Source organism: Arthrobacter sp. SDR-2R, assembly GCF_057747955.1.
On sequence record NZ_CM173231.1, the window covers coordinates 273,875 to 287,190 of the forward strand.

General features: G+C 65.0%; 13 protein-coding genes. 1 reads left to right on the plus strand and 12 read right to left on the minus strand.

The window, feature by feature from the left end:
• Position 1: 1 nt before the first annotated feature.
• The 11 genes from AC3ANU_RS01330 to AC3ANU_RS01380 form a co-directional block, all read right to left on the minus strand.
• Entirely contained in the window at positions 2-1,189 is a 1,188-nt protein-coding gene (locus AC3ANU_RS01330; RefSeq protein ID WP_223993288.1) for a Gfo/Idh/MocA family protein, read from the minus strand.
• Complete coding sequence (locus AC3ANU_RS01335) at positions 1,186-1,584, minus strand: C-glycoside deglycosidase beta subunit domain-containing protein (RefSeq protein WP_488315297.1); 399 nt, start codon at positions 1,582-1,584, stop codon at positions 1,186-1,188. Before AC3ANU_RS01335 ends, AC3ANU_RS01330 begins: the two co-directional genes overlap by 4 nt.
• A gap of 8 nt (positions 1,585-1,592) precedes the next feature.
• On the minus strand, positions 1,593-2,363 hold the full coding sequence (locus AC3ANU_RS01340) for a nuclear transport factor 2 family protein (RefSeq protein ID WP_488315298.1): 771 nt from the start codon (positions 2,361-2,363) through the stop codon (positions 1,593-1,595).
• A gap of 10 nt (positions 2,364-2,373) precedes the next feature.
• On the minus strand, positions 2,374-3,399 hold the full coding sequence (locus tag AC3ANU_RS01345; RefSeq protein WP_223993284.1) for a sugar phosphate isomerase/epimerase family protein: 1,026 nt from the start codon (positions 3,397-3,399) through the stop codon (positions 2,374-2,376).
• Between the two features lie 19 nt (positions 3,400-3,418).
• Complete coding sequence (locus tag AC3ANU_RS01350; protein WP_488315299.1) at positions 3,419-4,522, minus strand: sugar phosphate isomerase/epimerase family protein; 1,104 nt, start codon at positions 4,520-4,522, stop codon at positions 3,419-3,421.
• Positions 4,519-4,914: a C-glycoside deglycosidase beta subunit domain-containing protein gene (locus tag AC3ANU_RS01355; RefSeq protein ID WP_488315300.1), complete on the minus strand. Its 396-nt coding sequence runs from the start codon at positions 4,912-4,914 to the stop codon at positions 4,519-4,521. Before AC3ANU_RS01355 ends, AC3ANU_RS01350 begins: the two co-directional genes overlap by 4 nt.
• A 67-nt stretch (positions 4,915-4,981) precedes the next feature.
• Entirely contained in the window at positions 4,982-6,544 is a 1,563-nt protein-coding gene (locus tag AC3ANU_RS01360; protein ID WP_223993281.1) for a GMC oxidoreductase, read from the minus strand.
• Complete coding sequence (locus tag AC3ANU_RS01365) at positions 6,541-7,317, minus strand: TIM barrel protein (RefSeq protein WP_223993280.1); 777 nt, start codon at positions 7,315-7,317, stop codon at positions 6,541-6,543. The genes AC3ANU_RS01360 and AC3ANU_RS01365 overlap by 4 nt, the downstream gene beginning before the upstream one ends.
• 119 nt (positions 7,318-7,436) lie before the next feature.
• Entirely contained in the window at positions 7,437-8,273 is an 837-nt protein-coding gene (locus tag AC3ANU_RS01370; RefSeq protein ID WP_488315301.1) for a carbohydrate ABC transporter permease, read from the minus strand.
• 3 nt (positions 8,274-8,276) lie between these two features.
• Entirely contained in the window at positions 8,277-9,236 is a 960-nt protein-coding gene (locus AC3ANU_RS01375) for a carbohydrate ABC transporter permease (RefSeq protein WP_488315302.1), read from the minus strand.
• A 56-nt stretch (positions 9,237-9,292) separates the two neighbouring features.
• Positions 9,293-10,582 (minus strand): ABC transporter substrate-binding protein, encoded by a 1,290-nt coding sequence (locus AC3ANU_RS01380; RefSeq protein WP_488315303.1) that lies wholly within the window; start codon positions 10,580-10,582, stop codon positions 9,293-9,295.
• A 254-nt stretch (positions 10,583-10,836) separates the two neighbouring features.
• Here AC3ANU_RS01380 and AC3ANU_RS01385 point away from each other — a divergent pair, with 254 nt between their 5' ends.
• A complete protein-coding gene (locus tag AC3ANU_RS01385) occupies positions 10,837-11,781 on the plus strand; it encodes a LysR family transcriptional regulator (RefSeq protein ID WP_223993276.1) in 945 nt (314 codons plus the stop codon).
• Positions 11,782-11,834: 53 nt separating this feature from the next.
• On the opposite strand, the gene AC3ANU_RS01390 is transcribed toward AC3ANU_RS01385, so the two are convergent.
• A complete protein-coding gene (locus AC3ANU_RS01390; protein ID WP_488315304.1) occupies positions 11,835-13,313 on the minus strand; it encodes a C-glycoside deglycosidase beta subunit domain-containing protein in 1,479 nt (492 codons plus the stop codon).
• Between the last annotated feature and the right edge of the window lie 3 nt (positions 13,314-13,316).

Sequence of the window (13,316 nt, forward strand, 5' to 3'; positions counted from 1 at the left end):
CCTAGCCGGCCTGGACGGGGACACGGGCGGCCACGCGCGTCCAGGCGGAGTCATTGTCGGAACTGCGCTCGACGGCGTCGAGCACGCGCTGCACCCCGAGCCCGTCGTCGAAGGTCGGCTGCGGGTCAATGCCGCTGGAGATGGCCTCCACGAGGTCCTTGACCTGGTGCGAGAAGCCGTGCTCGTAGCCAAGCATGTGGCCGGCCGGCCACCAGGCCGAAACGTAGGGATGGTCCGGCTCGGTGACCAGGATCTTCCGGAAGCCCTGCCTGTCCGCCGGTACTGTCCGGTCGTAGAACTGGACGCTGTTGAGGTCTTCCAGGTCGAAGGCCAGGGCACCCTTGTCTCCCGAAATTTCGATCTGCAGCGCGTTCTTCCGCCCGGTGGCGAAACGCGAGGCCTCAAACGATGCCAGTGCGCCCGATGCGAACCGGCCGGTGAAGATGGCGATGTCGTCCACAGTCACCTGGCCGTAGCCGGCCGTGGCCGTGCCGGACAGCCCGGACCCGGAGTCCAGGAGCGGCCGCTCCTTCACGATGGTGTCGATGACGCCGGACACCTTGTCGATGTTTTGTCCGGTCACGAACTGCGCCAGGTCGATGGCGTGGGCACCGATGTCGCCGAGTGCGCCGGAGCCGGCATGTTCCTTCTGGAGGCGCCACGCCAACGGCATGTCCGGGTCAACCAGCCAGTCCTGCCGGTAGGAGGCGCGCACCTGGTTGACCTTGCCTACGGCACCTTCGGCAATGAGATTGCGCAGGAGCATGACGGCGGGGACCCGGCGGTAGGTGAAGCCCACCATGGCCCGTACGCCACGGGCTGCCGCCTTTTCAGCCGCCTCCGCCATGGCTTCTGCTTCCGCCACCGTGTTGGCCAGCGGCTTTTCGCACAGCACGTGTTTGCCCGCTTCGAGCGCCGCAATGGCGATTTCCGCGTGCGAGTCGCCGGGCGTGACGATGTCCACGACGTCGATATCGTTACGCGCCACCACCTCGCGCCAGTCCGTGGCTGACTCAGCCCATCCCCATTTCCCGGCGGCGGCAGCAACGGCGTCGGCGTTCCTGCCCACCACGACGGCCATGTCCGGTTCGGCCGGCAGGTCGAAGAAGCGGGGCGCGGTGCGCCAGCCCTGGGAGTGCGCTGCACCCATGAAGCCGTAGCCGATCATGGCCACGCGCAGGCGTGTCATGCCAGCACTACTTTCCGTTCGACGGCGACGCGGTTGCCCACGTAGTGCATGGGGGCGATCTGCATGTACAGGACGCGGAGGGTCAGGATGACTTCGACGTCGATTTCCTCGCCGGCGTCGGGGACACGGTCCAACGGGATGATGATGTCCGGCTTGTCGGCCACGAACCACAGGGTTTCCCACTGCTCCGGGAGTTCCGCGATGGAGTACGACTGGCCCTGCAGTTCGAAGCGGAGTGATTCTTTGGGGATTTCTTTCCCGTTGACGGTGGCCGCGACGTCGTCAACGGCGGACAGCCAGAGGCTGCGGTACCAGGGCAGCTGGACGGAAACGGAAATGCCCTCGGGGTGCCGGCGGACGTCAGCGTCCTGGAAAAGGGAGTTGTGGGTTGCCATGATGGTCCTTACTCGAAGGTGTCGACGAATGTCTGGTGGGGTAGCGGCGGCTGCGGTTCCAGCGTCTGCCGGGCCGACGGATTGTAGGGGTGGTATTGGCTGGGGACCGGCTGGTCCGCGGGCGGCATGAAGACGGGCTTTCCGTCGTCACCGAAGTACATGAGGTCCAGGGCGAAGGCGTGCTGGTTCTTCTCCGCGAAGCTGATCCAGTTTTCCTCGAAGGGTGCCCGGAGCAACTCGTAGCAGCGGAACTTCCAGATCTTCCATTCGCCGTCCTGACGCAGGAAGTCCACCGCATATTTGCACCAGACCCAGTGGGCCCAGACTTTCTTGCCCTGGACTTCGCCCGGCGAGTACATGTAATCGGGGCTCTCCTTGGCCACGTCCGGGTCGGTCAGGCCGGACTCGTTGCCGGTCATGATCCAGACGCCCTTGGCGGTCTTGCCGTCGGCCGCCACTTCGATGACCGGAGTGGTGGTGTAGTGCAGGATGAGCTTGCCTTCAGGGCGGGGGCGGCCCTGGTGATAGCGGATCACGCTGTCGTAGTCGGTGTACTGGCCGGCGTTGGTGTAGCGGGCCCGGATGCCCGGCGTTCCCGGCTTGACCCAGAGCGGGATGATCTGCTCATCCTCGAACGCATTATGGAGGTACATGTAGCGGTTGAACAGGTTCTCGATGTCGCCCCGGTCGTTGGCGCGGCGCGCCAGCCGGAGCGCTTCGCCAAGCTCGGAGCGAAGCCGTTCCACCTCGGCAGTGAGGCCGGTGTCGGTCGCAGGCATTGATTTCTCCTTAGGCGGGAACCACTGATTCCTCGATGGCTTGGCGCATAAGGGCATGCTGCTTCTTGACCAGGTCGATTGGATCCGATTCGCCAAGGTCGGCGAAGGCGTGGCCTTCCCATTCGCTGGAGAGGAAGCCCTGGTAGCCGCCCTTGACGAACTGCCGGACAATCCTCGGAATATCCATGGCGGGCTCGTTGCCGTTCCCGTCGATGTCATAGAACTTGGCATGGACGTGGAACATCTGCGGCATGATGTCCAACCATTCCTCCGGTGGAACCAGGCCGTGCATGTTGAAGGCCAGCCGGGTGAACGGACCCAGCTGCGCCGGGTCGAAGTTGTTCTCCCGCAGGTAGTCCTCAAACTCCTGGTTGCGTTCCTGCATGGGCAGCGGCTTGCGCCAGATGTCCTGCATGACGGCAAAGTGTTCCTGCGGCAGGCCCATCTGGGTCAGCGTGCGGAACAGGGTGGGCGAGAGGCTGTGCATGGTGGAGCTGAAGTCCGCGGTGAAGCCCAACCGGTCACTGCCGAGCTCCTCATACATCTCGCGGATCTGCAGGATCTTCGGATCGTTGGGGCCCTGGGGGGCGTGGATCTCGTAGCCCAGCTTCTGGTCATACTTTTCGGCCAGCGGAAGCAGCCGGCGCAGCAGTTCCTTGCCGGCGGACCGGATGACGATTTTGTTGAAGCCCAGCGTGTTGGCGGTCTTGAGCTGCCGTGCGAAGAAGTCGAACTCTTCGTCCGGCGTCATGTCACGGTCCTTGCGGCGGCCCATGTCCAGGTTGGTGCCCACGGCGCTGGGGGTCAGTCCGTAGCGGTCCATGCTGTCGCGCCAGAGCTTCACGAAGTCGTTGTCGACGTCGGGGTAGGTGCGCAGCATCTGCGCGATGTTGAACTCGACGCCCGGGCCGAGGCCTTCGTCGGCCACGGCCTTAATCAATGTCTCCGGCGTATAGTGCCCGGCGGCGAATTCGGAGGTGAGTGAGTAGAGGGTGATGCCAAGCTCGATGCCGGAGCCGGCGATGCCTTCAGTCATGTTTGTGTTCCCTTCAGTGTCAGCCGCGGACGGGCTGGGCGAGGTGGCTGTTGAGGATGCGGCGGGCTTCTGCGGGGTCGGTGATCATGGCCGAGCCCGCGTTGGCGGCTGCGGACCGCTGGACGGCCTGCTCGCCGCGGATGATGTCGAACGGGTCCTGCCAGTTGTTCCAGTGCCAGCCTTCGTATTCGCTGGAGATGGCCCCGGAGTAGCCGTTCTCCACGAGCTGGCGGACCAGGTCCCGGACCGGCACGGAGGGTTCCTCGCCGTTCTCGTCGATGCCGAAGAACTTGCCGTGGACGTGGCGGACCCAGGGCATGATTTCCAGCCAGGTGTCCAGCGGTGCGGGGCCGAAGAGGCCGGTGCCGTTGATGGCGAAGTCGATGCCGAGGTCCGGCCTGCCGTTGCGGGCAGCAAGCCCGATGAAGGCGCCGAAGCGTTCACCGTGAACCTTCTGGGTGTTGGGCGGGCCCTCGGCGCAGAAGCCGTTCCACAGCTCCACAACCTGCCGGAGCAGGTCTTCCGAGGCGCCGCGGCGGCGGTAGGCCTCCAGCAATGACGGCGCAAAACCGGTCACGGTGGCACCCCAGTCGGCAGTGAACCCGAGCAGTGGGGAATCGAGCTTTTCGTAACGGTCACGGAGCGCGAGCACCCGTTCGTGGGCGCCGTGCTGGTCGGCATGGACTTCCAGGGCCAGCGTGACGCCGTACTGTTCGGCGACGGGCAGCAGGCTCTCCATGGCGTCCGGGGTCAGCGAGATCTGGACCCGGGCGATCGGGAAGCCCAGCCTGGAAGCCACTTCGATCTGCTTGCGCATGTACTCAACCAGCTCGCCATGGTTCATCAGCCGATCGCGCCGGATGCCGGTGTCCACGTTGACGGCCAGGGAGGTGGGAACCAGGTCCACCTCTGCCACCAGGTCCCGGAACTGGCCCACAAAGTTGTCATCGATGCGGTCGGGGAAGCCGCGAAGGCTGGAAAAGCCAATGACCTCCAGTCCCGGACCGAATCCTTCGGCCGCGACCCGGCGGATGAGGCCGTCGAGGTCGTACTGCCGGCCGTGGAAGGCGCGGGTAAAGCTGTAGAGCGTGACGCCCTGGATGGGCGTGCCAAGGCTGGTCATCGCTGTGCCACCTTCATGGTCTTGGTGTCGTGCTCTTCGATGTGCAGCACGCCGTGGTCGGTGATGATGTATGGGATATAAAGCTTCAGGTCCACGCGGACTTCGTGCTCAGCCTCGCCCTCCGCCACGGGAAGGTCCCCGGACAGGACGGCGGAGTCCAGCGGGAACCACCATTCGCCGGTTTCCTCCACGAGTTCCTCAAAGCTGAAGGTGCGGTTGTTCATGGTCCACTTCAGCGAACCTTCGGCGGGGGCCACGCCGTCCACCGTCAGGGCTGCCCCTGCAATGCAGGAACCCGGAAGGGCGCGGTACCACGGGATCCGGACTTCGACGGCGGTGCGGCCGCCCTGCGTGGTGAGTGTTCCCTGCTCGATTATGCGGTCGGCGATCATCGAGACCTCCTTGTCTGCGGCATGCCTAGCCTGCACTTGCTGTGAAGGGCCACACTGGGCCTCTTCTTCATTGTTTTGACAGTCTATTGTCTGATTCTGACATAAGTAAAGCGCTGTTGATATCGGCAGCGATTTTCCTGGCCCCACGCACGGCGAGCGCCACCGCCGTCAGCGTGGGATTGCACGCCGTGGCGGTGGGGATGACGCCGTTGCCTGCCACGAAGAGACCGGGGACCTGCCACACCTGGCTGTCCGGGGAACAGACGCTCTCGCCGTCGTCGGTCCTTCCCATCCGCGTGGTGCCCTGGTAGTGCAGCGACGATCCCGGCGGAAGGACGAACGGGCGCTCGTCGAGCGGCTCGCCCACCGCCTTGCCCAGCCGCACTATCTCCCTGCCGGCACGGTCCAGCACCTCGTGGTCCCGCTCCGTGAGGCGGTAGTGGATGCGCATGGCGGGCATTCCGTAGGAGTCGCGGGCGCCGTCGTCGAACGCCACCCGGTCCTCACGCTGCAGGTCCTTGGCGCAGAACAGCCCCAGCCCAACGATTGAGCCCGGAACAACAGGGTCGTCGTCCGCCAGCGGGACGGGGGATGCATCCAGCTGCATGATCTGCCCGTGGAAGGGCATCTCATCGGTGTAAGGAACCCACGCCACCCCGGCCTGCTCGCTGAGCGCGCCGGCGGCCGCCGGGTGCGTGCCGCCCGCGGAGACGTCGCGCAGCCTGCTGGCGAACACCACCTGAGCCTGGTCGTTGAGGTACCGGCCCAGGGCATCGGGCCGGATGCCGGAAGCCCACAGCAGCTGGGGCGTGCGCAGTGCATCGGCGCCCACCACCACGTAGCGGGCGGCCACGCGGGAGATGGTTCCGTTGCGGCGGTCCCGGACTTCGACGCCGGCTGCCGCGCCATCCTCCACCAGGACCTTCGTCACCAGGGATTCGTCGAACAGTTGGAACAACGGGTTTTCCCGGGTCACGTCGCCCATGACGACGTCGGACCCCGACCAGGCGAGCCGGCCGTCCTCCCGCCGGTGGACGGCGAGCGGCATGGGCTGGACCCGGTAGGCGGGGGCGCGGCCGCTGTCCACCGCGGCGGCGAGGCGTTCCCGTACGAGGTCGGAGAACGGTGCGCCGTCAAAGGCGGAGCTGGTCACACCCAGGAGGCGGTCCGCGTCGTCAAGAAGCTGTTCCAGGTCCGGAAGGAACGCAATCCGCTCATTGCCGCCAGGCCGTGGACAGGCGGCCGTCCAGTGCGCGGCCATTCCGCCCACGTTGCTGGACATGGCTGCTACGGGCATGCCGTCTTCGCCGGGGAAGGAGTAGCCGTCCTGGAGCAGGTAGGTGCCCGGCCTGGCCCTTCGCTGCCCGCTCTTGACCGCTCCGGGGGAATTTACCGTCTCAGCTCCCGCACCGGGCCCTTCCGAGGCACGCTGCGCAAGGGTCCGCCGTTCCGGATCCTCGATGTTCTTGACGTGGGCGCCGGGTGGATTGCTGACCGTGGGGCCCACCTCGAACATGGCGATGGTGGCGCCCGGTGCTTCCTCGCTGAGGATCCGGGCGTAGGCCGAAGCCGTGGGACCGCTGCCGACGATGGCGACGTCCACGGAGCCGGGGTAGCGGCTGCCGCTCACCGTTCCGCCGCCAGTTCCTGGATCCGCCGCACGGATTTCGCAGAGTCGATCGTCGGGTAGTACTCAAGCCCGATGGGGCCGGCGTAGCCGCTGTTGCGCAGGTCCGCGAGCCGCGAGGGCCAGTCGATGGAACCGGAGCCGGGCTCACCGCGCCCCGGGGCGTCGGCGATCTGAACGTACTTGATGAGGTCGCCGGCGTTGGCCAGCTCGGCCACGGCGTCCTCGCCCTCGACAGTGGAGTGGTAGAGGTCGTAAAGGACACCAAAACCGGGCGAGTTGACTCCCCTGGCCACGTAGACTGCCTCCGAGGTCCGGTCCAGGAGTGCCCCGGGGTGGTCCACCCTGATGTTCACCGGCTCAAGAACAAGGGTGATGCCGGAACCTTCGATATGGGCCACGCCCTTGGTGAAGATCTCGATCAGTTCGTCCAGCTGGTCCTGGCGCTTGCGCCCGCCGAAACCGGTGCCGCTGCCAACCACGATCCGCGGGCAGCCGAGCTGTCGGGCCACCTCGACTCCGGCGTCCAGGCCTGTGTAGAAGGGGGCGTGGTCCTTGGGCGGGATCATGAACTGCATCCGGGGCTCGGCCAGCTGTGCGGTGAGCTGGACCCCGGTTTCCTCAAGTGCTGCCTTGAGGGCCGGGATGTCCTTGCCTGTGGGGCCCCACATCTCCACCGCGTCGAAGCCGGCCGCGGCGGCGGCGCGGACTCGGTCGGCGGCGCTTTCTCCAGCTTCGGTGAACAGCAGGTCGATATTGGGTGCAAGTTGAAACATGGGTGTCTCCTGAAGTCGGATGGGGTGTTTAAGGAGGTGGGGTTGTTCTTCCCCGGGTGCCGTTTTTGGGCGCGGTGGACCAGGGCAGGCGCCTGGGGGCGCATGGTCGTGGGTGGCGCTTAGCCCTTGAGGCCGCCGGAGAAACCTTGGATGAAGCGCTTCTGGGCGAACAGGAACAGGGCCAGGATGGGGATCATGGACACGATCACGATGGCGAAGATCGAATTCCACTGGGAGACCAGGGACCCGATGTAGTAGTACATGGCCACCGGCAGTGTCTGGTTGGCGGAGCCGCCCAGGAAGATCAGCGATGTGAAGAAGTCATTCCACACGATCAGCCCGGCAAAGATGGTGACCGTTCCCGTGGCCGGAGCCATCATGGGGAACACCACCCGGGCGAAGATCTGGGACTTGCTGGCGCCGTCAATCGTTGCCGCTTCCTCATAATCGGTGCCGAGGCCGCGGAAGAAGTTTGAATACAGGAAGATCGACAGCGGCAGCAGCATGCCGGTGTACAGGACGATCAGGCCCCAGGCAGAGCCGGTGAGGCCGAGGGCGCGGGCGCCCATATACAGAGGCACAGCGCCGAGTTGGCCCGGAAGGATGATGGCGATCAGGAACAGGTAGTAAGCTCCTTTGCTCCAGCGCTTGGTGCTGCGCGAGATGACGTAGCCGGTGATGGAGCCGAGGGCAACGAGCCCCAGGATGCTGCCGGCGGTGATGATGGTGCTGTTAACCAGGCCCATCACCACATTGGAATTTCCCTTTGCGGACAGCACCGCAATGAAGTTGCTGAAATCGGGGTTGACGGGCGGAGCCAGCGCCGAGGTAGTAAACAGTTCGCCGTTTGGCTTCAGTGCCGTGGTCACCAGGAAGTAGAACGGGGCGAGAAAAACCAGGGCCAGGGCCCAGAGCCCGATTTCCCGGAGCAGGGTCAGTTTGGTGTAGCGGAACATGCGTTAGTCCTCGGGATTCGATCGCGTCAGCCGCTGCTGGATTACGGCGAAGATCAGGATGATCGCGGCGAGTACCAGCGCCAGGGCGGCGCCGCCGCCAAAGTTTCCCAGCGCGAAGGCCTGTTTGTAGACCTGGGTGGCCAGTGTTTCCGTCGCCCCGGCCGGGCCACCGCCGGTGAGCGCCATGATGGGGTCGAAGACCCGGAGGCCTTGGACGATCCCCAGCGTGGTGGCAACGGCCACGGCGGGGCGGATGGCGGGAAGGGTCACGTTGCGGAACCGCTGCCACAGGTTGGCGCCGTCGATCGCTGCCGCTTCCTCCACTTCGACCGGGACGCCGGCCAGGCCGGCCATGAAGATGACCATGGCAAAGCCGGTGGAGGACCAGACAAGCACTACCAGGACGGTCCAGATGGCCCATTGCGGGTCCGCCAGCCAGGGTTTGGCCTGGTCGCCGGCGCCGATCGCTGCGAGGAAAGCGTTGAGCGGGCCGTCGAAGTCGAAGATGTACTTCCAGATGTAGGCCGTGGCCAACGGGCTGAGCACTACCGGCATGAAGAAAAGGGTGCGGAGGATGTAGCGCGTCTTGATTACGCGGTTAAGCCCCAGTGCAATGATCAGGCCGGCGATGTTGCCAAGGAGGACCGAGCCGAAGGCCAGGAAGAGGGTGTTTGACAGGGCCCCGAGTTTGGTGGGGTCCCTGAAGATCGCTTCAAAGTTGGCCCAGCCCGTGATCTTGAACGCGCCGATGCCCGTCCAGTTGGTGAACGCGAAGAAGCCGCCGATTCCGGTTGCCACATAGTGGATGGCAAACACCAAGGCAATCCCGGGCAGGGCCCACCACCAGTGTCCGAACTCCAGGCCGCGGCCGCGGGGGCGGGCGTCCTGGCCCACCCCCGGGGTGCGCCTGCCTCGCCGGGGTGCTTCAGCTGCTTCGCTTTTGGGTTGCATCGTCGCAGTCATGGTATTTCCTTGCTTGTCCCATTGAGTCATGTCGGAACGTTGATGGTGACGAACGCTTACTGTCCCCAGGCGGCGTCCATGGCCTGCAGGACCTGGTCAGGGCTCTTCTGGCCGGTGACGATGCCCTGGACCCCGGTGGCCAGCGCGTCGTAGACCGCGGAGTTGGGCCACTGGATGTTCGGCAGGGGGCTGTAGCTGCCGTTCTTGATCAGTTCGCCGACGTTCTTGTAGGCGCCGCTTTCGAAGTCGTACTTGTCCAGCCCGCTGACGGGGAGGGCGCCGTCGATCTCGGCGAAAGCCTTGGTCTGCTCCGGCTCGGCTGCCCAGTCCAGGAACGCTTTGGCAGCGTCCTTGTTCTTGGAGGCAGCGTTGATGGAGAAGGCGTAATTGGCGCTGGCGTAAACGTAGTCCTTGCCGGAGCCCTTCTCCGCTGGAAGTGCGCGCACGGCGAAGTCGGTTCCGGCCGCGGCGGACTGCAGCTGCTTCCAGCTGGGAGCGGGAATGAAGCCTGCTACCGACGTTCCGCCGGCAAGGCCTTTGGTGATGGCGTCAAAACCGGCACCGGCGGCGCCCTTCTGGAAGCAGCCGGCGTCCTTGAGGGTGTTGACCGACTCCAGGGCGGACTTCCAGCCATCGGAACCGGCGAAGGTCACTTCCTTGGCTGCGCGCTTTTCGTTCCATTTGGGGTCTTCCGCGTAGACGCGCGTGGCAGCCAGGGACATGGCCATCAGGCCAGTGTTGGGCGGGGCCGAGCCGGCGATGGCAAAGAGCGACTTGCCGGATGCCGCAAGGGTCTTGCACTGGTCCTCCAGGGCCGCGAAGTCAGCCGGGAACTGGCCGGCGGCCTTGACCGCGGTCTCGTTCGTGACCAGGGCAGCCACGGTTATTTCCGTTGCCTGGCCGTAGACTTTGCCGTCTTTCCCGAAAGTGCTGTCGCTTCCTGCCGGAAGCAGCTTTTTGGCAGCGTCATCCAGCGGTTCCAGGAAGCCGGCTTCGGCCAGCGGGAGGATGCTGCGCCCCTGGCCCGCGCCAGGGGAAGTCACCACGACGTCGGAGGCGTTGCCGGCCTGGAGCTGCGTACGCAGGGTCTGGTCGTAGGAGTCATTGGGCTGCGGGTTGAACGTAATCTTTACGTCCGGGTGCGCCTTCATGTAGTCCTCGCCCAGCTTCTGGAACGGGCTTTCGATCGTGTTGGAGGTGGCGAAGGAGAGCGAGAACTCCTTGCTGCCCGACGAGCTGGCGCTTTCAGCGGAAGAGGAGCAGCCGGTAAGGGCCAGGGCAGCCAGGGTGGGGACGGCAAGGGCGCCGGCAACCTTCAGGCCCAGGGAGCGTCGGTGCTGTGTCATGTTCAGCCTTTCAGACTTCGTTGTCGAAGAACATCCGGGAGCGGTGATCCCGGTCACTTACCAGTATGAAGGAGATGTGTAGGAAAAGCACATAAGTCTTTGCTATGAAAGACATAAGTCTGACGGGGGTCTGCGGAACGGGCGCCGTTGCCGGAGCGCCCCAGGTCGCATTAGAGAGGGTGATACACACCGCTCGACGCATTGAAGGCACTGATAGAATCCGGTGACGTACTTCACGATCGAAAGACAGCTCCGTGACCAACTACGCACCGCTCGCCCGGCTTGACCTGAACCTGCTGATTTCGCTGGATGCGCTCATCACGGAACGCAGCGTGACCCGGGCAGCGGAGCGCCTTCACTTGAGCCAACCGGCATTGAGCGCTTCACTGGCGCGGCTCCGTTCTCACTTTGGTGATCCCATCCTGGCCCGGCGCGGCAATGCCTATGAACTGACGCCTTTCGCGCTGCGGTTGGCCGAACACACCACCACCGCACTGGAGGCTGCCCGCCGCGTCTTTGAGAGCCAGGCGTCGTGGGAGCCGGCTGAGTCAGAGCGCGAATTCGCCATCTATGGCTCCGACTACGGTTTCAGCACCATTGGCCGGGTCGTTTCGGAGCTGGCAGCCCAACGCGCTCCCGGGGTCCGCTTCCGGTTCATGCTGCACAACCCGCTCGTGGTTGAGGACGCCGCAAACCGTCTGCGCGCCGTGGACGGAATGGTGATTCCGCACGGCTTCCTCAGCGGCCTCCCGTACCAGGACCTGTGGCGGGATGGCTGGATGGCCGTTGTCTCCTCATCCAACGAGGCAGTGGCCGAACGCATCACCATGGAAAACGTCGCGGAGCTTCCGTGGGTCATGACCTTCCAGTCCCGGTCCGCATTTACGTCGGCCCAGCGCCAGATCCAGCAACTCGGGATTGAACCGCGCGTAGAGGTCGCGGTTGAGAGTTTCCTATCCCTCCCCCACTTCGTTCTGGGGACGCAACGGATAGGGCTTATCCAGGCAGCCCTGGCACCCATTGCCCTGCAGCTGGACGGCGTGCGGGTCCTGCCCCTGCCCTTCGACGCAACCCCTTTGGTTAATGCGCTGTGGTGGCACCCGAGCCATGACCGGGACTCCGAGCACGAGTGGATGCGGGCCCTGTTCAAGGAGGCCGGCGACATCGTTGCGGCTTCCGCAGCCAGAGAGGCGCTGTAAGCAAAGGGCCCGGCCAGGGAGTACCGGCCGGGCCCTGCTCCGCTGCCGGCGGATCAGGCTGAAACAGATACCGGACGCATGCTCCTCCGGATCAGGTCGTGCTGCTTGCGAACCAGCAGCAACGGGTCCACCTCGCCCAGCTCGGCAAAGGCGTGGCCCTCCCATTCACTGGACCAGTAACCCCGGTAGCCGCCCTCCACGAACACGCGCACCAGCTCCGGATAGTCGATTGCCGGCTCATTGCCCTGCTCGTCGATGTCGTAGAACTTGGCGTGCACATGCAGGATCTGGGGCATGATGTCCGCCCATTCCTGCGGGTCGACATGGCCGTGCATGTTGAACGCCAGGTGGGCAAAGGAACCCAGCCGGGCGGGATCGAAGTCGCGGTCCTTGAGGTAGCCGATGAACTCCTCCTGCCGGGCCCGCATCGGGACGTCCGTTGCCCAGATGGCCTGCAGCGTCCGGACGGCCTCGTCGTCCAGCCCGGCCCGGCGGACAGCGCGCAGGAGCGTCGGTGACATGCTGTGCATGGTGGAAGAGAAATCCGCCACGAACCCAAGCAGGGGCGAATCAAGCTCCGCATACACATCGCGGACCTTCATGATCTCCGGTGAGTTGGGCCCCAATGGCGCGTGGATCTCATAAGCGAGCTTGAGCTCCAAATCCTCGGCGAGCGGCAGGAGGCGGCGCAACAGGTCAGGCTTGGCGCTCTGGATGCGGACCAGGGGGAAGCCAAGTTTCTTCGCGCCCTGGAACAACGTTTCGGTGAACTCGTATTCCTCATCCGGCGTCATGTCCCGGTCGCGGCGCCGGCCCATGTCCAGGTTCGCGCCGAAGGAGCTGGCGGCGAAGCCGTGCTTGTCGAAAGTTTCGTGCCAGGACCGGGCGAAATCACCCGTGACCTGCGGATAGGTCGGCAGGACCTGCGACGCCACGATCTCGATGCCCGGGCCAATACCCAGTTCTGCCACCCTGTTCAACAGTCCGTCGAAGTCATACCAGCCTGCTCGGAACTCAGCGCTGGCCGAGTACAGGGTGAGCCCGAGGGAGAACGGGTCTTCTTCGGCCTTCGGCGGAGGCGGCGGGACCGCGGCCGCCAGGGCCGGAGCCGGGGTCGCCTTGTCCGTGACGGTGAGTTCCAGCGTCTGGTTCACGAAGTTGGGGACATACATCCCTGGGCCGCCGTCCTGTCCCGGAGCAATCTGCATGTACGGCAGCCGCAGTTCGCCAACTACCTGAACCGTGTGCTGCCCGCCGAGGACTACAGGGGTTTCCCGTGTGGCGATCAGGAGCGGATGTTCCTGGAGGTACCAGAGGGTTTCGCTCTGGGAGGGCAGCTCCGGAAGCGCGTAGCGGATGCCGCCCAGTTCCAGCGAGAGGTCCTCCGTGGAAATCTCTTCGCCGTCGACCGTCAGCCTGAGGCTGGAGACGGAGGAAAGCCAAAGGCTCCGGTACCACGGCAGGGTCAGGGCAAGGGCAAGGCCGTCGGGATGGGAGCGGAGGCTGGATTCGTTAAGAAGTCCGTTGGGCATGGG